Here is an 18,788-nt window from a genome sequence, read left to right on the forward strand (position 1 = left end):
GCTTGTCGCTGCCGGGATTGTCGTCGGCGGGGCCGATGAACTGGGGGTCCGGGTCGGATGCGCACTGCGTGCGCCATCTCATCAAGAGAGGCTGCGCGCAGCGCATGCCTCAGGGGCGCGGGGAACTGCGCGACCAGCCACGACGGCGCCGCACCCGACCGACACCCCAGAAGCACGGGGAACCCCGCAACCCGCCAGCCCGGCGGGCTACCCCGTCGTCAGCTTCACCGTCCACGAACCCGACGACGCCCGGTCCCCCACCTCCACGCGGAGCTTCTCGCCGGGGACCGAGAAGCTCTCGCCCTCCTGGACGGGGGCGTCGGCCAACGGCGGGTAGACCGAGTCGCCGTAGCAGGCCTCCGTGGAGGGATGGGAGTCGAGGACCTGGACCGGCCCCGCGCCGGAGGCGGAGTCGCTGCGGATGCGGTAGACGAGGACCCCCTGGGTGCAGGTCGCGTCGTCGTTGCCGCCCGCACCCCGGGCCTCGATCGCGATGGCGCTGGACGGCCCGGTGCGCACGACCGCCAGCTTCGTGCCGTCCCCGGTGCCGAACGGCACCCCCGCCACCCGCGGCGCGGTACTCAGCGGCTCCAGGGTCAGCCGGGTGTCCCCGGAGTGCGTCACGCACGCCACCTGCCGCGACGGCAGCCAGCCCAGCTTCCACTTGTGCCAGCCGAAGAAGTCGGGGGCCAGCCCGAACTGGCTGCCCATGACGTCCCAGTCGCCGACGTACGTGTCCCAGTCCCCCTCGCCGTCGGTCGGCCGGTGGTAGAGATCGGGCAGGTCGAAGACGTGACCGGTCTCGTGCGCGAGGACGTTGCGGTCCGGCGGGTGGTGCTCGAAGACCGTGACGATCCGGCGGATGTCGGTGCCGTCCGCGCGCATCGGCCGGTCGAAGTTCACGACCTTCGTCGCGTCCGAGTCGACGCCGGGCGCGTCCGGGTCGGCGACGAAGTAGACGACGTCGTACTTGCTGAAGTCGGTCACCGGATCCGCCGCAGCCAGGGCGTCGCGCAGATAGGCGCTGCGGTGCGCCGCGCTCCAGTCGCGCTTTATGGCGTACGAGGTCGAGGCGTGCGGCATCTCGATCCAGGTCCGCTGCGGATGCGGCACGAGCCGGAACTTGCCGTACGAGGCGCGTTCGAAGAAGTCGCTGGTCGCCGGGAAGTAGTCGGCCGCCAGTTGGCGCGGGGTGGTCGCCGGTGTCCAGTCGGGGAAGGAGAGGAAGACCATCACCGCGTTGAGGGGCTTCACGGGGCGCGGATAAGCGGTGTTCCAGGAATCCAGGCCCTCCGAGTGGTGGGCCGGGGTGCGTTCCAGGGCGCACGGGCCCGCGTAGGGCGGCGCGGCCGCCGCGGGCCCCGCGACGAGGCCGATGGCGGCCAGGGCGGTGAGAGCGGTCAGCGCGGCGGCGGTGGCACGCAGACGGCGCTGGTCCACTCCCCCGAGTGGCTGCGGACGCGGCAAGTCGACCTCCGGACGGGGAATGCGGGACACCCCACCCAGACTGTGTGTGTTTGGCACACTTCGCCCTGTTTATCTGGCCCGGACGAGTGAGTGGCCGACACCCCGGTGGTCACCGAACGTCACAGACGGTCCAGGCCGGTCGCTGCTCGGAAGAACCCCGGCCCGGCCCGAGCAGAAACGATCTGCCGGTCCCTCGGTGCCCCCGCCGGGACCGCACCGGTGTGCGGCGCAGGCTGGATAGGCCGTCCGACCTGCCTCTATGATCGGCACACTTTCCTGCCGGGACCCGGCCGCACCAGAACACGCAACCAGACGACGCACTGCGGGGAGCGAACGGTGAGCGCACAGCCCGATGGGCCCACGACGGCGACGGAGGCGTCCGTACCGCGCCGGCGCCCCGATCTCCTCACGGAGAGTGGCCGCCTTGGGCAGGACACCCCGGATGCCGCCTACCGGTCCGCGTTCCTCGCCTCGCCCCTCCCCATGGCGGTCGTCGACCGGGCCGGGCTGGTCGTCGGGGCCAACCACGCGGCGCTCGCCCTGCTGGGCGGCGAGAGCGACCAGCCCGTCGTCGGGCGCCTCGCCGCCGACCTGTTCGACCTCGCCTCCGACGCACGTACCCGGGACGCGTACCACGAGGTGCTGCACGGCCGGCAGGCCCGGCTCTCGCGCACCCGCCGGCTCAAGCACCCCGTGGGCCACTCGATGTGGACCCGGGTCACGATCGCGCCGGTGCCGGGCTCCGAGGTCGTCCTCGTCTCGCTGCACGACCTCAGCGCCCACCGCGAGCTGCGGTCCCGGCTGCGCCATCTCCAGATGCACGACCCGGTGACGAAGCTGCCCAACCGCGCCCTGTTCTTCGAGCGGCTCACCGCCGCCCTGGAGGCCGGCGCGTACGACGAGACGGGCACGACCGGCCGGGTGGGCCTGTGCTATCTCGACCTCGACGGGTTCAAGGCGGTCAACGACACCCTCGGCCACCATGTCGGCGACCGGCTGCTGGCCGCCGTCGCGCAGCGGCTCGCGCACTGCGCGGAGCGGGCCCGGCACACCACCGGCGCCCCGCTGGTGGCCCGGCTCGGCGGCGACGAGTTCGCGCTGCTCGTGGAGGAGTCGGCCGGCACCGAGCAGGCGACCGACCTGGCGCAGTCGGTGCTCAACGCGCTGCGGGAGCCGTTCGACCTGGCCGGGCAGCGGCTGTCGGTCTCCGCGTCGGTCGGGGTCGTCGAGCGGCAGGCCATCGGGACGTCGACCACGGGTCTGATGCAGGCCGCCGACACCACGCTGTACTGGGCGAAGGCCGACGGCAAGGCCCGCTGGACCCTCTTCGACCCGGAGCGCAACGCCCACCGCATGACCCGGCAGGCCCTGTCCTCCGGGCTGCGGCCGGCCGTCGAGCGCGGCGAGTTCGTCCTGGAGTACCAGCCGCTGGTGCAGCTGGAGGACGGTGCGCTGCGCGGTGTCGAGGCGCTGGTGCGCTGGCGGCATCCGCAGTTCGGGCTGCTGACGCCGAATCGGTTCATCGGACTGGCCGAAGAGGACGGCTCCATCGTGCAGTTGGGGCTCTGGGTGCTGCGCACGGCGTGTGCGCAGGCGCGCCGCTGGCAGCTGGACCACCCGGACGGGCCGCCGGTCTTCGTCAGCGTGAACGTCGCGGTGCGGCAGGTGTGGGACTCGGATCTCGTGGCCGACGTCGCGCGGATCCTCGCGGACACCGGGCTCGCGCCCGAACTGCTGCAGCTGGAGCTGACCGAGTCCGCCGTCATGGGCTCGGCGGGCCGGCCGCTCCAGGCGCTCCAGGCCCTCAGCGACATGGGCGTGCGCATCGCCATCGACGACTTCGGGACCGGCTACTCGAATCTGGCCTACCTGAGCCGGCTCCCGGTGTCCGTCCTCAAGCTGGACGGGTCGTTCGTGCGCGGTTTCCAGTACGAGGACGGGGCGGCGCCCAGCGACCCGGCCGACGCGGTGATCGTGGAGGCGCTGGTGCAGCTGGCGCACCGGCTCGGGCTGACCGTGACCGCCGAGTGCGTGGAGACGGCCGAGCAGGCGGAGCGGCTGCGCCGGATCGGGTGCGACACCGGGCAGGGGTGGCTGTACTCGCGTCCGGTGGCGCCGGATCGTATCTCTCGGCTGCTGGCGCACGCCTCGTAGAGTCCCGGCACGCGAAAGCCCCGCCCGGGGTGCCGGGCGGGGCTTCGGTGTCCCCGGTCAGCCCTGCGGCATCCCGTAGGCGTCCGCGATGAGCTCGTAGCTGCGCAGCCGGATCTCACCGGTGTGGGCGTTGGCCGTGAGCATCAGCTCGTCGGCGCCGGTGCGCTTCTGGAGGTCGTCGAGGCCGGAGCGGACCTCGTCGGCGGTGCCGTGGATGACGTTGGAGTTCCAGGAGTCGATGAAGTCCCGCTCCATCTCGTTGAACTGGTACGCCTCCGCCTCCTCCGGCGTCGGGACCAGGCCGGGGCGGCCGGTGCGCAGGCGGACCATGTTGAGCGCGGCGGCCAGCACCTGGCGGCGGGCCTCCGTGCCGTCGTCGTCGGTCGCGAGCGCCGAGACGCCGATCAGGGCGTAGGGCTCGGACAGGATCCCGGAGGGGCGGAACGACTCGCGGTACAGGTCGAGGGCCGGGATCGTGTTCTGCGCCGAGAAGTGGTGCGCGAAGGCGAACGGCAGGCCGAGCGCGCCGGCGAGGCGGGCGCTGAAGCCGGAGGAGCCGAGCAGCCAGACCGGCGGGCGGTGCGGGTCCTGGACACCGCCCGGCGACGTGGCCTGGACCGGGCCCGGGACCGCGTGGATCCGGGAGTACGGGTGGCCGTCGGGGAAGTCGTCGTCGAGGAAGCGGAGCAGCTCCGCGAGCTGCTGGGGGAAGTCGTCGGCGCCCTCGTTCAGGCGGTCCGTGCGGCGCAGGGCGGCGGCCGTGGCGCCGTCGGTGCCGGGGGCGCGGCCGAGGCCGAGGTCGACGCGGTGCGGGGCGAGGGCTTCCAGGGTGCCGAACTGCTCCGCGATGACCAGGGGGGCGTGGTTGGGGAGCATGACGCCGCCGGAGCCGAGGCGGATGCGGTGCGTGTGGGCGGCCAGGTGGGCCAGGATCACGGCGGGGCTGCTGGACGCGACGCCGGGCATCGAGTGGTGCTCGGCGACCCAGTAGCGGTGGTAGCCGCGGCGTTCGGCGAGGCGGGCGATGTCGACGCCGGTGGCCAGGGCCTGGGACGCGGTGCGGCCCGCTCCTACGGTGACCAGGTCCAGGACCGAGAGGGGGGTGGGGGCGGTGCCGTGGGCTGCGCCGCGGATCTCGTCTTGGGTGGCCGGCACGGGGTCCTCCTGCGGGGCTTTACGTCTTGTCTGGGCTGGAGTCCGGCTTAACGGAGGCGTACTCCGGTTTATTCCCGGGGTGTCCTGGGCTGCGGGCCGGTGGGGGCTGGCCGCGCAGTTCCCCGCGCCCCTGAGATGCGCACTTCGTGCACCATCTCATCGCCCCTGAGCGAGCGAAGCTCGCCTCAGGGGCGCGGGGAACTGCGCGAGAAGCGGCCACCGGCCCGCAGATAGCGATGAACCCCCGTGGGGCAGACGCGGATCCTTCAGGGGCGGGGGAACTGCGCGGCCAGCCACGACGTGAGGCGCGCGTGACGGACGGACCAGGGGCGCGGGAAGAGGGCGCCGGGCTGCGGACGGGCGACGGCCCGGTCAGCCCCCACCGGGCCGCAGCGGAGCGGCTACGCCTGGATCACCGGCTCCTTCGTGAACAGGGCGCCCAGAGCGGGAGCGTTCACCCGGCGGTCGACCAGGCGCAGCGCCTCCCAGACGGTGACCTGGTTGGCGGTGAGAACCGGCTTGCCCAGCTCCCGTTCGAGGTCGGAGACGTACGCGGCGGTGTGCAGCGCCGTGTCGGGAAGAAGGACCGCCTCGGCGTCCGGATGGTCCCCGGCGCGGGCCATGGCCAGCACCTCGTCCCAGCCCCACGTACCGACCTCGGCGGCGGTGATGATCCCGCTGCCGCGCACGGAGAGCACCTCGGCACCGGCCGCCTTGAGGAACGTGGCGAAATGATCCGCGACGTCCGACGGGTACGTCGCCGCGACCGCCACCCGCCGCACGCCCAGCTCGCCGAGCGCGTGCGCGAAGGCGAAGGACGTGCTGGACGCGGGCAGCCCCGCCGCCTGCGCGAGCCCGCGGACCTGGTCGTGGGCGCCGTCCCAGCCGAAGACGAAGCTGCCGGACGTGCACGCCCAGACCACCGCCTCCGCTCCGGAGAGGCGGAGTTCCTCGACTCCGGCCGCGAGGCGCCCGGGCGCGCCCATGCGCAGCAGCGCGTCGACGCGGTGCGCGTCCTCGCCGATGTCGGTGTGCACGACGGCCAGCCGTACGTCGCTGTCGATCAGCATCTCGATCCGCGGATAGTCGTCCTCCGCGGAGTGTCCGGGGTAGAGAAATCCGAGCGCTGTCATGCTCTAAGCCCACCCTTCCTGGCCCTCCGGGAATTCCGGAAGACGCTGTTCTGCCTGACGTCCTGGCACGGGCCACTGCCGCCGCGCCGCCGGGTCGAGCAGCGCCTGATAGGGGCCCACTGCTCGCGTACCCAGTCGGGTGAGGGCTGCCCACATCGTGACCTGATTGGCGGAGATCACCGGCATCCGCAGCTCGGCCTCCAGCTGCGGGATGACGTCGTAGGTGGGCAGGTTCGTACAGCTGATGAAGAGCGCGTCGGCGTTGCCGCCGACCGCCGCGCGCGCCATCTCGGCCACGTCCCGGTAGGGGACCTTCCAGATGTGCCGGGTCAGACCGAGATAGGCCCGGCCCACGACGGTGATGCCCGCCTCCGCCAGGTACTCCTCCAGCGACTCGGTGACGGAGCGGGTGTACGGGGTGACGAGCGCGATGCGGCGCGCGCCGAGGTCGGCGAGGGCGTCGAGCAGCGCCCCCGACGTGGTCACGGACGGAAGCTCCCCGGCCCTGCGCATGGCCTCGCACATGGCGCGCTCCCCGGCGATGCCGCCGACGAAGCTGCCCGAGGTGCAGGCGTAGGCGAGGACCTGCGGTTCGGCGGCGCCGAGCGCCCGGACCGCCTCGCCGAGCGTCTCGTGCTCGCTGACCAGGCGGGCCAGGTCGAGACTGACCTCGACGGGCACGAACGGGGTACGGGTGAGATGAAGGGAGATGTCGTCGGGTACCCAGCGCCACAGTTCACGGTCGAGGGCGAAGTCGAACGGTGCGACGACGCCGACGCCGCGCTGCGGCTGCGGTCCCCCCAGGAATGAGACGTCCATAGAGCATGCCCCAGGTTCAGCTGACGTGATGAGTGCCGATGCGATGCTTGAGCCGGCGATACGCCGGGACGTCGGGACAGCGACGAGGGCGGGAACCCGCGTACGGGACACCGCTGTTGACGAAGGTAGATTCAGGTGCCAGCGTGGTCAATCCGCGCATGTCAGATGGGATGCCGTGAGACGGCGTACACCGCCCACAGTTCATGATCCCGATGTTCCCGACTTGTCCATCACCAGGAAAGCGGAGCTTCGTTGCGAAACGATTTCCCCTCGATGTCCGGTCCGGAAGCACGCCGCCCCACGGTGCTCGTCCTCGACGCCGCGCCCCCCGCGCCACCGCCCCGGCTGGGCACGCTGACCGGCCGGGCCCGCGTGCTGCACGCAGCGGACGCCACCGAGCTCCGTGATCAACTCCCGTACGCGGATGTCCTGTTGGTCTGGAACTTTCTGTCGGACGCGGTGCGGGAGGCCTGGCCGGGCCGTGGCGCGCGGCCGGCCTGGGTGCACACGGCGAGCGCGGGCGTGGACCGGCTGATGTTCCCCGAACTCATCGCGTCGGATGCGGTGCTGACGAACGCGCGGGGCGTCTTCGACCAGCCGATCGCCGAGTACGTGGCCGCGCTCGTGCTCGCGATGGGCAAGGACCTGCCCGCCACGATCGGCTTCCAGACGAACCGGCAGTGGCGGCACCGCGAGACGCAGCGGATCGGCGGGACCCGGGCCTGTGTCGTCGGCACCGGTCCCATCGGGCAGGCGATCGTCAAGCAGCTCAAGGCGCTCGGCATCACCACGGCGCTGGTCGGGCGGCGGGCCCGGGCCGGGGTGCACGGCCCGGCCGACCTGGACCGGCTCCTCGCCCGCGCCGACTGGGTGGTGTGCGCGGCGCCGCTGACCGACGAGACGCGCGGCATGTTCGACGCCCGCCGGTTCGGCGTGATGCAGCCGTCGGCGCGGTTCATCAACGTGGGGCGTGGGCCGCTGGTCGTGGAGTCCGACCTGGTGGACGCCCTGCACAAGCGGTGGATCGCGGGCGCCGCGCTCGACGTATTCGAGCACGAGCCGCTGCCGGACGACAGCCCGCTGTGGAGCGCTCCGGGGCTGCTCGTGTCGCCGCACATGAGCGGCGACACGGTGGGCTGGCGGGACGAACTGGGGCTCCAGTTCGTCGAGTTGTTCGGCCGGTGGGAGAACGGGCGGCCGCTGATGAATGTAGTCGACAAGAAACGTGGGTATGTCCCCGGCAGCTGATCACCACTGACGCACCGGACCCCTGGCACTGGAGGACGGATGACGGCCGAGCTCACCGGACTGACCGCGCAGGATCTGCTGGACGGCTACCGCAAGGGCGAGTTCAGCCCCGTCGACGCCACCCGGGCCGTGCTGACCCGGATCGAGGAGACCGAGCCCGCGCTGAACGCGTTCGTGCGCGTCGACGCCGAGAGCGCGCTCGCGGCGGCCCGGGAGAGCGCCGACCGCTGGCGGCGCGGCGAGCCGCGGGGTCTGGTCGACGGGGTCCCGGTGACGGTCAAGGACATCCTGTTGCAGCGCGGGGCGCCCACCCTGAAGGGGTCGAAGACGACGCGTGCGACGGGGAGTTGGGAGGAGGACGCGCCGTCGGTGGCCCGGCTGCGCGAGCACGGCGCCGTGTTCGTCGGCAAGACGACCACGCCCGAGTTCGGCTGGAAGGGCGTCACCGACTCCCCTCTGTCGGGCGTGACCCGCAATCCGTACGACACCGAGCGCACCGCCGGCGGTTCGAGCGGCGGCAGCGCGGCGGCGGTGGCGGTCGGCGCGGGCCCGCTGTCGCTCGGCACGGACGGCGGCGGCTCGGTGCGCATCCCGGCCGCGTTCTGCGGCATCTTCGGGCTCAAGCCGACGTACGGGCGGGTGCCGCTGTATCCGGCGTCCGCGTTCGGCACGCTCGCGCACGTGGGGCCGATGACGCGTACCGCGTCCGACGCGGCGCTGCTGATGGACGTGATCGCGGGCCCCGATCCGCGGGACTGGTCGGCGCTCGCCCCGGCGGGCGGCGGCTTCCGCGAGGGGATCCGGGGCGGGGTGCGCGGGCTGCGGGTGGCGTTCTCGCCCTCGCTGGGCGGGCAGGTCGCGGTGCGGGCGCCGGTCGCGGCCGCGGTGCGCTCGGCCGTCGAGCGGCTCGCCGGGCTCGGCGCGTACGTGGAGGAGGCGGACCCGGACTTCACCGATCCGGTGGAGGCCTTCCACACCCTGTGGTTCAGCGGGGCGGCCCGGGTCACGCAGCGGCTGTCGCCCGCGCAGCGCGCGCTGCTCGATCCCGGGCTGCGGGACATCTGCGCGCAGGGGGCGCGGATGAGCGCGCTCGACTATCTCGCCGCGGTGGACGTGCGGATGGAGCTGGGGCGGCGGATGGGCGTCTTCCACTCGACGTACGACGTGCTGGTGACGCCGTCGCTGCCGGTCACCGCGTTCGAGGCGGGGGTGGAGGTGCCCGCGCGGTCGGGGCTGCGGCGGTGGACGGGGTGGACCCCGTTCACGTACCCCTTCAACCTCACGCAGCAGCCCGCGGCGACCGTTCCCGTCGGGGTGGACGGCGACGGTCTGCCGGTCGGGCTCCAGGTGGTCGGCGCCCGTCACCAGGACGGGCTGGTTCTCCGGGTGGCGCATGCGCTGTACGAGGCCGGGATCGCGGGCATCGGCGCGCCGTAGCACGGGGCTCCGCCCCGGACCCCGCTCCTCAATCGCCGGAGGGGCTTGATCAAGCCCGGCGGAACCCCAGGGTCTCCCCCACCGCCCCGCTCCGCCACAGGTCCTGGCACGCGGCGGCCATGTCGTCCAGGCCCTCCACCACCTGGCCCCACACGATCCCCGGGACCCACCCCACGTCCCCGTTCATGAGGAGATTGTTCCGCTCGTAGAACAGGGCGAGGTCGATCACGGGCGCACCGGCGTTCAGGCCCGCGCCCGTTCCGTAACCGTAGGACTGCGTTCCCAACTGTGTCCCGTTGAAGGAGAAATAACAGAGGTCGCCGGGAATGGGCGTCACCGTCGGATTCTCCAACGGTGGTTCCTGTTCCGCGAATGCCGGGAACAGGGCATAGATCTCGTTGCGCGCGTATTTGGCGTGGTAGACGTCGGAGACGAGCGGCAGCGCGTCCCAGACCGCCGCACAGGTCAGCGGAGCGCGGTCGTCGAGGAGCTTGGCCGTGCAGGCAACTCCCCTTTTGGCCAGGGAGACTTCGATGAAACGGGTGCCGGATTCGGTCGTGGAGTCAGCCATGCGCTCCATGGTCGGTCTCAGTCACCCCTGGCGGTCAAGACCGCATCAGCCGCAACGGGGGCGTGAATTGATCGGCATGGATTGGTTCCAGTCGGGTAGCCGCGCGCCCATGGCTCCACCAACTGAGATACGTACGAACGGGAAACCGTTCGGAAGACAGGGTGTCCGCAGACGATCACTGCTCGCCGGCGTCGGAGCGCTCGGCGCGGCCGGTGCTCTCGGGGCTGCGGGGTGCAGCCGGGTGCCGAGCGGTGACACGCTCGCCCGGCTGCAGTCACAGGGAACCGTGCGACTCGGCATCGCGGGAGAGGTGCCGTACGGATACATCGACGACAGCGGGAAGTTCACCGGCGAGGCGGTGGAACTGGCCAAAGTGATCTTCAAACGGCTGGGTGTCGCCAAAGTCCAGCCGGTCGCGACCGACTTCGCCTCGCTCATACCCGGCCTGAACACGCAGCAGTTCGACGTGGTGTCCGCCGGGATGTACATCAACAAGGAACGCTGCCAGCAGGTCATCTTCGCGGACCCCGAGTACCAGATGCTGGACTCGTTCATCGTCGCGAAGGGCAATCCGAAGAACCTGCACTCCTACGCCGACGTCGTGAAGGCGAAGGCAAAGTTCGGCACCGGCACCGGCTACGCGGAGATCCAGTACGCGGTGGACGCCGGCTACAAGGAGTCCGAGATCGTGATCCTCCAGGATCAGGTGGCCGGGCTGAACGCCGTGGAGGCCGGCCGCATCGACGTGTTCGCGGGCACCGCCCTGACCACGCGCGAGGTCACCAAGAAGAGCCGCAAGGCGGAGGCCACCAAGCCGTTCGCGCCGCTGGTGGACGGCAAGAAGCACGTCGACGGCGGCGGTTTCACCTTCCGGCGCGCCGACACCGGGCTGCGGGACGCCTTCAACGTCGAGATCCACAAGATGAAGAAGAGCGGCGAACTGTTCCGGATTCTCCAGCCGTTCGGCTTCAGCAAGGCGGAGATGACGACGCTGACCGCCGAGGAGCTGTGCCGATGACCTCCGGACTGTGGGAACACTGGGTACTTCCGGGCATCTGGGTCACGATCCAGCTGACCGTCTTCAGCGCCGCCCTCGCGACCGTGGTCGCGTTCGGCGTGGGCGCCGCGCGCACGCACCGGCTGTGGATCGTCCGCTTCGTGGCCGGCCTGTACACCGAGATCTTCCGGGGCACCTCTGCCCTGGTCCTGATGTTCTGGATCTTCTTCGTCCTGCCGCAGCTCGCGGGCTGGTCCCTCGTGCCGATGTGGGCGGCCGTGCTGGCGCTCGGTCTGTCCTACGGCGCGTACGGCGCGGAGATCGTCCGCGGCGCCCTGAACGCGGTGGCGCCCGCGCAGCGCGAGGCGGGGGTCGCGCTGAGCTTCACCCCGTGGCAGCGCATGCGGCTGATCCTGCTGCCGCAGGCCGTGCCGGAGATGATCCCGCCGTTCTCGAACCTGCTGATCGAGCTGCTCAAGGGCACCGCGCTCGTGTCGCTGCTCGGGATCGGTGACGTGTCGTTCGCCGCGTACCTGGTGCGCCTCGCGACGACGGAGAGCGCGGAGATCTACGCGATCACGCTGGTCATCTACTTCGTGATCGCGTTCCTGCTGACGCGCGGGATGCGCGCACTGGAGAAGAAGACCAAGGCCGGACTCGGCCAGAAGCCCGCCTCAGGAGGCGGAGTCGTGCGCAAGCTCAGCCTCCGCCAGCAGAACGAGACCGCTCAGCTCCCCGTGGGCGGCGGAGGAGGTGCCCAGTGATCACCACCGCCGCGACCAGCTGGGACTGGTCCGCCGTCAGCGACTTCATGCCGCATTTCTGGGACGGCATCCTCGTCACGCTCCAGGTCCTGCTCTACGGCTCGCTGATCTCCTTCAGCGTCGGCCTGCTCTGGGCCCTCGCCTTCCGGGCGCCGACCCGCTTCGTGCGCTGGCCGGTCGGGCTGATCACGGAGTTCATCCGCAACACCCCGCTCCTGGTCCAGCTGTTCTTCCTGTACTTCGTGCTGCCCGAGGCGGGCATCCAGTTCTCCGCGCTGACCACGGGTGTCGTCGCGATCGGCCTGCACTACTCGACGTACACCGCGCAGGTCTACCGCGCGGGCATCGAGGCCGTGCCGGTCGGCCAGTGGGAGGCGGCCCGCGCGCTGAGCCTGCCGTACCGCAAGACGTGGACCGCGGTGATCCTGCCGCAGGCGATCCGCCGCGTCGTGCCCGCGCTCGGCAACTACGTCGTGGCGATGCTGAAGGACACCCCGCTGCTCGCGGGCATCGGCGTCCTGGAACTGCTCCAGCGCTCCCGCCTCCAGGCGGCGCAGACGTTCCAGTACACCGAGGCGCTCACCGTCGTCGGTGTGGCCTTCATCGTCGTCTCCTACCTCGCCTCCCTTCTTCTCCGATCCCTGGAGCGCCGCCTTGTCCACTGACACGAACCTGTCCAAAGAGCAGCCCAACCCCGCGGTCGACGGCAGCGAGCTGATCCGCTTCGACAAGGTCGTGAAGCGGTTCGGCGAGAACACCGTCCTCGACGAGCTGGACTTCTCGGTCGCCTCCGGCAAGCACGTGACGCTGATCGGTCCGTCGGGCTCCGGCAAGACGACGATCCTGCGGCTGCTGATGACGCTGCTCAAGCCCGACGAGGGCACGATCAGAGTGGGCGGCGAGTACCTCACCCACGAGGAGAAGAACGGCAAGCTGGTCCCGGCCGGCGAGAAGCACGTCCGCGAGGTCCGCAAGAACATCGGGATGGTCTTCCAGCAGTTCAACCTCTTCCCGAACATGAAGGTGCTGCGCAACATCATGGAGGCGCCGGTCACCGTGCTGGGCCTGCCCAAGGACGAGGCCGAGCAGCGGGCCCGCGAGCTGCTCGACATGGTCGGGCTCGGCGACCGCTGCGACGCGTACCCCTCGCAGCTCTCCGGCGGGCAGCAGCAGCGGGTGGCCATCGCGCGGGCGCTCGCCATGCGTCCTCAGGTGCTGCTGCTCGACGAGGTGACGTCCGCGCTCGACCCCGAGCTGGTCGCGGGCGTCCTCGACGTCCTGCGCGACATCGCGCACACCACCGACATCACCATGCTCTGCGTGACCCACGAGATGAACTTCGCCCGGGACATCTCCGACCAGGTTCTGATGTTCGATGCCGGCCGGGTGATCGAGTCCGGATCGCCGGAGAAGATTTTCAGCGAGCCCGAGCACGAGCGCACCCGGGAGTTCCTGAGCGCGGTCCTGTGACCAGCCGCGCACCGATCGTGGCATGACTTCGGCATATGCCAGGGTGGCGCGTTCCTGCTGAGAGGGTACGGAACGCGCCACCAATCTCCTCAACCACCGCCCCTCTTGGGTGTGTTGGCGGCTATCGTGGACGAAGCCAGCTGTCCGGAAACTTTCCATGCAGGGGGATGCCGTGGCGCTGAAGCACGACAAGGACGCGCCGTCCTACCGTCCGCACCAGTCGGTGCAGCACGCTCTGCGCGTGCTGGAGGCCGTCGCCCGCCGGGGCGTCGGCATCACCGACACGGAACTGGCGCGCGTCACCGGTCTGCCCGTGGACCAGCTGACCCAGATGCTGCACATGCTGCGGCGCGAGGGGTACGTCCAGCAGGCCGCCGACGGCGCGTATCTCGCCGGGGCCACGCTCGACCGGCTCGGCGCGGCCGACGGCCACGAGGCCGCCCTCACCGCGAAGCTCCAGCTCACGCTGGACGAGCTGCGCGACACCGTGGGCGCCGCCGTCTACATCAGCCGGTACATCGACGGCGAGGTCCGGATCACGCAGTACGCGTCCGGGCCCGAGGCCCCGCCGGTGAACGAGTGGGTGGACTTCCGGGTCTCGGCACACGCCAGCGCCGTGGGCAAGAGCCTCCTCGGTCAGCTGGACGTGAACGGGCGACGTGATCATCTCTCCCGGCACAAGATGGCCCGCCTCACCTCGCGCACGATCACCAACGAGAAGGTGCTGCTGTCCAAGCTGGCCGCCCAGCCGGCGACCGTTCCCGTCCTGGACCTCCAGGAGTACGCGGTGGGCACGGTCTGCGCCGCCGTCCCGATCACGGCCGGGTCCGCCGTCGGCTGCCTGGCCCTCTCCCTCCCGGTCGAACACGCCCACCGCCTCCACCACGCGGCCGACCGCCTCAACCAGAGCGCGGCCCCGGTCCTGCTGTCGCTGGTGATCTGATCGCCGGTGGCGCGCCCGACAACGACGAAGGCCCCCCGCGAACGGGAGGCCTTCGTTTTGAAGTGCGCCATCAGGGACTCGAACCCCGGACACGCGGATTAAGAGTCCGCTGCTCTAACCAACTGAGCTAATGGCGCCGGTCAACGAGGTAAATACTACCTGGTCCACAGGCGTGCTCCCGACCACGGATCAGCGCGGGTCGAGCAGGTGACCGCGGCCCCGGTCACGGAAAGCCGCGGCGAGACCGGCCCGCTCCCCCGCGGAGAGAACCCGGTACGCCGCTGCCCCCGGCGGCCGCCACCACAGCTCGTCGGCGCCGCCCCAGAACCCCTCCCGCCGCAGCTCCCCCCGCCGCACCTTGTTGGTGGCGGTGACCGGCATCCGCTCCACCACCCGCACGAACCGGGGCGCCATCTTCGTACCGAGGTCCCCCTGCCCGAGCAGGAACTCCCCGAACGCCAGCGGATCGAACGCCACCCCCTCACGCGGCGCGAGCGTCGCCATCACCTGGTCCCCGGCGACCGGGTCCGGCACCCCGTACACGGCGACGGCGGCCGCGTCCGGCCAGCGCGCCAGGATGTTCTCGATCATGGCGGGGGCCAGGTTCTCGCTGTCGACCCGGATCTTGTCGTCGCCGCGCCCCGCGAAGTAGAGGAACCCCTCGGCGTCCCGGTAGAAGAGGTCGCCGGTCCAGTACCAGCCGTGCTCGCGGACCCGCTCCGCGTAGGCGGCGTCGTTGCGCCAGTACCCCTCGAAGGGCGAGCGCCCGCGGTTGACCAGCTCGCCGATCGCCTCGGCGCCGTTGACCAGCCGCCCGCCGGTGTCGAAGGCGGCGGGCGGGCACTCTTTCCGGGTGACGGGGTCGAGGACGACGAGGTCGTCGCGGGGCGCCGCACGCCCGATGGCGCCCGGCGGGGTGTCGGCGGTGCGCTGCACGGCGGCGCCGCCCTCCGACGAGCCGTACCCCTCGACGAGCCGCACGCCGAACCGGGCCTCGAAGCGCGCCGCGTCCACCGCGCCCGCCTCGGTGCCGAACCCGACCCGCAGCGGATTGTCGCGGTCGTCGGCCCGCTCCTCGGTGTCCAGGAGGTACTGCACGGCCCGCCCCACGTACGTGAAGTAGGTCGCGCCGAACCGTCGTACGTCGGTCAGGAACCCGGACGCGGAGAAGCGCCGGCGCAGCGCCACGCCCGCGCCCGCCGCGACGGCCGGGGCCCAGTCGGCGATGACCGCGTTGCCGTGGAAGAGCGGCATGCAGATGTAGTGCACGTCGTCGGGCCGTACGCCGAAGGTGTCGACCAGGGAGCGGCCGGCGGCGGCGAGCCGGCCCTGGCTGCACAGGGCGGCCTTGGGGGCGCCGGTCGAGCCGGACGTGAAGTAGAGCAGCATGCGCGAGCCGGGCCCGACGCGCGCGGCGATCTCCGGCTCGGCCCCTTCGTACGGGGTGAGCAGTTCGGCGTAGGCGCCGGTGTCGGTCACCAGGACGCGGACGCCGGGCAGCGCGAGCCCGTCGAGCAGCGGGAGGTGGGCGCGGTCGGTGACCAGGACCCGGCATTCGGTGTGCGTGATGTCGCGGGCCAGCTCGGCGCCACGGCGGGTGGGGTTGAGCCCGGCGACGGCGGCCCCGGACAGCGCGGCGGCGCCCAGCCACTGCGGGAACTCCGGGGTGTTGTCGAGCAGCACGCCGAGGTGCGGCTCGACGGTGGCGGGCAGCAGGTCGCCGAGGAGCGCGGCGCGGGCGGCGGCGCCCGCGGTGACCTGGTGGTGGCTGAGCGACTGGTCCTCGTACGCGAGACCGGGCCGGTGGTCGCCCCACCGGGCCTGGACCAGTTCCGCGAAGGTGCGCGTGTCGGATCCCATGGCCGCGCACCATAATTGACGTACCGTCAGAAGTGGAGACCCGTGGGGAAGTCGTCCGGGACCTCCGCTCCGTCCGGTGATCCCGCGGTCAGGGCGACGACCATGAAGGTGACGCACACGGCGACCACGGCTGTCGTGAACAGCGCGACGCATCCCATGCCCACCGCCAGGGCGACCGGCCGGTACGGCTCGGCCGTCGCGTGCTCCGGCGCGTCGGCCGCGTAGCGCACCATGACGGTGTCGCCCTCCAGGACCGTGTCGGGCCCGTTGTCGGCGGTGATGCGGACCGTGCGGCCCTCGCGCGTGGTGAACTCGTACACCCGGCTGCGGTGCGTGGTCGGCGCGTTCCCGCCGGTCGTGGTGGTGAACACGCGCAGGCAGCGCGCCTCGGACGTGCGCCCGCCGTGCCACGCCCGCCGTATCCGCAGTGCGCGGCGCAGCAGCGCGACGCCGATCGTCACCACCACCGCCGCGATGATCGTCGCGAGCCCGGCGAAGAAGAACTCCATGCCCCACCCCCGTGGTCGGCCACTCCCCCGTACGCCGGCGAGAGCTCGTCGGCGTACGGGGAAGCTACCGGGACGCGGGGCCGGTGCCGCTCAAGGGAAGCTCAGAACTTCCCGCTTCAGAACGTGACGTCCGAGCACGCGTAGAAGGCGTTCGCCGTGTCCGCGATGGTCCACACCGCGAGGATCACGTGGTGGCCGGACTTGCCGGAGGGCAGGGTGCCGGAGTGCGAGAGGGTCGCCGGGGGCTGGCCGCTGTAGGGCACCGTGAGGAACGGGGTGGTGTCCAGGGCGGCGCGGGTCAGCGGCTGACCGTCGTTCCAGCCGTTCTTGGTGACGTAGTAGCGGAAGTCCGTGGTGGAGTGCCGCGCGGTGAACTGCCATCTGAACGTGTAGCTCTGACCGCCCGTCACCTTGGTGGTCGGCCAGGCCGAGCCGTTGGGCTGCTTGGCCGCGTTGAGCTGGCCGAACTCGCCGTGGTTCGCGGAGCAGATCTGCCCGTCGGCGGGACCCGCGGCCGGGAAGCCCTTGGGGCCCTCGACGCTCTGCGGCTCCCACTGGATGTTGCCGCAGTTGGCGACGGTGCCGTTGGCACAGAGTTTCTGCCTGCTGATGGGCAGGTCCGTGTAGCCGTGGCTGCTCGCGCCGCCCGCCGACAGGGCGAACGCCCCGGCGGTGGTGAGGCCGAGCAGGGCCGCGAAGATCTTCTTACGCATGCTGCCGCTCCTGGGGGTGTGGGGACTTCCGGAAGCCGTGCGCACAGCGATGTTTCAGGTCTAGACCAACTCCCAATGTATTGCCGGGAGTTGAACATGTCCATACCAATCGCAGACTCCGGAAGCCCTGCCTCACTCCCCCCGGCCGGTGTAGAAGGCGACCGTCAGATCCTTCACGAGCGCCTTGCGCTCGTAGTCGTCCAGTTCCACCAGGCCGCGCGTGGTCAGCCGGGTCACCGTGTCCTCCACCGAGTCCACGACCGAGGTGAGCACGCTGTCCCGGTGCTGCGCGTCGAGCGCGGCGATCCGGCGGCGCTGCATCGCGGCCGCCACCTCGGGCGCGTACTCGATCCGGGTGGGCTGCGCCGAGAACACCTCGATGCCGACCGGCTCGGCGTCCGCGGCCAGCTTGCGGGTGAGCAGGTCGCCGACGGCCTCGGCGTTGCGCAGGGTCGGCGCGTCCTCGTGGAAGGCGTCGGCGGGCAGCTGGGACAGCACCCGCGCCATGTCCGCCTCCACGCACTCGCGCAGATACGTCTCGTGGTCCTCGACCCCGAACGTGGCGCGGGCGGTGTCCTTGATCCGCCACACCACGAGGACGACGACGCGCAGCGCGACCCCGTTGGCGTCCACCGCGGGCATCGGCTCGCTGCGCCAGTGCCGCAGGCGCACATCGGTCCTGCGGCGCAGCAGCAGCGGGTTCACCCACAGCAGCCCGGACTTGCGCACCGTGCCCCGGTACCGGCCGAAGAGGGTGAGCACCCAGGCCCGCCCGGCGCGCCCGCGCGCGAGACCGCCGAAGCCGAACAGGCCGAGCGCCCCGGAACCGGCGACCGCCGCCCACTGCGCGGGGCCGAGCCCGGTGCCCTCGTAGCGGGACAGCCCGGCGATCTCCGTGACGATCTGCGGCAGCGCCCCGGCCCAGCCGAGCGAGGCCACCGCACCGGCCGCGCCGGCCAGCCCGCCGAGCACCCCGAACGCACCGGGCAGCGCCCGTCCGCCGCGCTCCTTCAGCTCCGGGTCTACGGCGGGCGCCGGGCGGGCGGGGGCGCGCGGCGGCATCCGGCGCGGGGCCATGGTCCGGCCGTTGCCGCCCTTGACCGCGCCCGTGCCGACCACCGCGGGGCGCAGCGGCACGGCCACCGGGTCCGGGTCGTCGCGGAAGAGGAGGTGGACCGGGATCTCGGTGGTCGCCTCGTTCTGGATGAGGCGCGCGCCGCGCGGCCGCTCCCCGGTCTCGGTGGTTTCGCTCATCGCTTCCTCGTCGCTCTCTCGGTCTGCCCCGGCACGGTCACCGCCGCGGCCGCTGCCGCGGTCACTCGTCGTTCTGCTCGGCCCGACCGCCGTCCCGGCCATCGACCTGGCCGCCGTACGGGCTGTCGCCCCGATCGCCACCTCGACAGCCGTCCCGGCCGTCGGCTCGGCTGCCGCGTCGGCCCCGATCGGTGCCTCGGTCGCCGTCCCGGCCGTCGCCCTGGCTGCCGTACGGGCTGTCGCCCCGATCGCCACCTCGGCCACCGTCCCGTCCGCCACCTCGGCCACCGTCCC

At 71.8% G+C, this 18,788-nt stretch carries 17 protein-coding genes, 1 tRNA gene and 1 pseudogene; 9 read left to right on the forward strand and 10 right to left on the reverse strand.

Features of this window, described 5'->3' with window-relative positions; translation table 11 throughout:
• Window positions 1-207 precede the first annotated feature (207 nt).
• Complete coding sequence (locus tag ABZ930_RS22885) at window positions 208-1,440, reverse strand: M6 family metalloprotease domain-containing protein (protein ID WP_361550556.1); 1,233 nt, start codon at window positions 1,438-1,440, stop codon at window positions 208-210.
• 363 nt (window positions 1,441-1,803) lie between these two features.
• Here ABZ930_RS22885 and ABZ930_RS22890 point away from each other — a divergent pair, with 363 nt between their 5' ends.
• Window positions 1,804-3,621, forward strand: coding sequence for an EAL domain-containing protein (locus tag ABZ930_RS22890; protein ID WP_361550558.1), 1,818 nt, complete (start codon window positions 1,804-1,806; stop codon window positions 3,619-3,621).
• A 57-nt stretch (window positions 3,622-3,678) separates the two neighbouring features.
• On the opposite strand, the gene ABZ930_RS22895 is transcribed toward ABZ930_RS22890, so the two are convergent.
• The 3 genes from ABZ930_RS22895 to ABZ930_RS22905 form a co-directional block, all read right to left on the reverse strand.
• Window positions 3,679-4,776 (reverse strand): LLM class flavin-dependent oxidoreductase, encoded by a 1,098-nt coding sequence (locus tag ABZ930_RS22895; RefSeq protein WP_361550560.1) that lies wholly within the window; start codon window positions 4,774-4,776, stop codon window positions 3,679-3,681.
• Between the two features lie 401 nt (window positions 4,777-5,177).
• Window positions 5,178-5,909, reverse strand: coding sequence for a decarboxylase (locus ABZ930_RS22900; protein ID WP_361550562.1), 732 nt, complete (start codon window positions 5,907-5,909; stop codon window positions 5,178-5,180).
• A 3-nt stretch (window positions 5,910-5,912) separates the two neighbouring features.
• Entirely contained in the window at window positions 5,913-6,728 is an 816-nt protein-coding gene (locus ABZ930_RS22905) for an aspartate/glutamate racemase family protein (protein ID WP_361550564.1), read from the reverse strand.
• Between the two features lie 273 nt (window positions 6,729-7,001).
• On the opposite strand from ABZ930_RS22905, the gene ABZ930_RS22910 reads away from it, so the two are divergent.
• Together ABZ930_RS22910 and ABZ930_RS22915 are read left to right on the forward strand one after the other, a co-directional pair.
• Window positions 7,002-7,976, forward strand: a complete 975-nt coding sequence (locus tag ABZ930_RS22910; protein ID WP_361550566.1) for a D-2-hydroxyacid dehydrogenase — start codon at window positions 7,002-7,004, stop codon at window positions 7,974-7,976.
• Between the two features lie 39 nt (window positions 7,977-8,015).
• Window positions 8,016-9,413: an amidase gene (locus tag ABZ930_RS22915; RefSeq protein ID WP_361550567.1), complete on the forward strand. Its 1,398-nt coding sequence runs from the start codon at window positions 8,016-8,018 to the stop codon at window positions 9,411-9,413.
• A 49-nt stretch (window positions 9,414-9,462) separates the two neighbouring features.
• On the opposite strand, the gene ABZ930_RS22920 is transcribed toward ABZ930_RS22915, so the two are convergent.
• Window positions 9,463-9,984, reverse strand: a complete 522-nt coding sequence (locus ABZ930_RS22920; protein WP_361550569.1) for a DUF3830 family protein — start codon at window positions 9,982-9,984, stop codon at window positions 9,463-9,465.
• A 109-nt stretch (window positions 9,985-10,093) separates the two neighbouring features.
• Between ABZ930_RS22920 and ehuB the strand changes: the two genes are divergently transcribed.
• The 5 genes from ehuB to ABZ930_RS22945 all read left to right on the forward strand — a co-directional run bounded on the left by ehuB (window position 10,094) and on the right by ABZ930_RS22945 (window position 14,158).
• Window positions 10,094-11,002, forward strand: a complete 909-nt coding sequence (ehuB, locus tag ABZ930_RS22925) for an ectoine/hydroxyectoine ABC transporter substrate-binding protein EhuB (RefSeq protein ID WP_361550571.1) — start codon at window positions 10,094-10,096, stop codon at window positions 11,000-11,002.
• Window positions 10,999-11,745: an ectoine/hydroxyectoine ABC transporter permease subunit EhuC gene (gene ehuC, locus ABZ930_RS22930; RefSeq protein ID WP_361550573.1), complete on the forward strand. Its 747-nt coding sequence runs from the start codon at window positions 10,999-11,001 to the stop codon at window positions 11,743-11,745. The genes ehuB and ehuC overlap by 4 nt, the downstream gene beginning before the upstream one ends.
• Before the next feature lie 47 nt (window positions 11,746-11,792).
• Window positions 11,793-12,410, forward strand: a complete 618-nt coding sequence (gene ehuD, locus ABZ930_RS22935; RefSeq protein WP_361550780.1) for an ectoine/hydroxyectoine ABC transporter permease subunit EhuD — start codon at window positions 11,793-11,795, stop codon at window positions 12,408-12,410.
• The gene (gene ehuA, locus ABZ930_RS22940) at window positions 12,400-13,215 is read left to right on the forward strand and encodes an ectoine/hydroxyectoine ABC transporter ATP-binding protein EhuA (RefSeq protein WP_361550575.1); all 816 of its coding nucleotides are present in this window, start codon (window positions 12,400-12,402) and stop codon (window positions 13,213-13,215) included. Before ehuD ends, ehuA begins: the two co-directional genes overlap by 11 nt.
• 172 nt (window positions 13,216-13,387) lie before the next feature.
• A complete protein-coding gene (locus ABZ930_RS22945) occupies window positions 13,388-14,158 on the forward strand; it encodes an IclR family transcriptional regulator C-terminal domain-containing protein (protein WP_361550577.1) in 771 nt (256 codons plus the stop codon).
• Between the two features lie 63 nt (window positions 14,159-14,221).
• On the opposite strand, the gene ABZ930_RS22950 is transcribed toward ABZ930_RS22945, so the two are convergent.
• The 5 genes from ABZ930_RS22950 to ABZ930_RS22970 all read right to left on the reverse strand — a co-directional run bounded on the left by ABZ930_RS22950 (window position 14,222) and on the right by ABZ930_RS22970 (window position 18,494).
• Window positions 14,222-14,295: transfer RNA gene (locus ABZ930_RS22950), tRNA-Lys, on the reverse strand.
• Window positions 14,296-14,347: 52 nt separating this feature from the next.
• Window positions 14,348-16,018 (reverse strand): AMP-binding protein, encoded by a 1,671-nt coding sequence (locus ABZ930_RS22955; RefSeq protein WP_361550579.1) that lies wholly within the window; start codon window positions 16,016-16,018, stop codon window positions 14,348-14,350.
• 26 nt (window positions 16,019-16,044) lie between these two features.
• On the reverse strand, window positions 16,045-16,527 hold the full coding sequence (locus ABZ930_RS22960) for a DUF3592 domain-containing protein (RefSeq protein ID WP_361550581.1): 483 nt from the start codon (window positions 16,525-16,527) through the stop codon (window positions 16,045-16,047).
• Window positions 16,528-16,643: 116 nt separating this feature from the next.
• On the reverse strand, window positions 16,644-17,240 hold the full coding sequence (locus ABZ930_RS22965) for a lytic polysaccharide monooxygenase (protein ID WP_361550583.1): 597 nt from the start codon (window positions 17,238-17,240) through the stop codon (window positions 16,644-16,646).
• A 132-nt stretch (window positions 17,241-17,372) separates the two neighbouring features.
• Window positions 17,373-18,494 (reverse strand): SPFH domain-containing protein, encoded by a 1,122-nt coding sequence (locus tag ABZ930_RS22970; RefSeq protein ID WP_361550585.1) that lies wholly within the window; start codon window positions 18,492-18,494, stop codon window positions 17,373-17,375.
• Here ABZ930_RS22970 and ABZ930_RS22975 point away from each other — a divergent pair.
• Window positions 18,481-18,788: pseudogene (locus ABZ930_RS22975) on the forward strand (hypothetical protein); the annotation flags it as partial. The gene ABZ930_RS22970 and the pseudogene ABZ930_RS22975 overlap by 14 nt on opposite strands.

The organism is Streptomyces sp. NPDC046716 (assembly GCF_040645755.1).
Classification (GTDB): Bacteria; Actinomycetota; Actinomycetes; order Streptomycetales; family Streptomycetaceae; genus Streptomyces.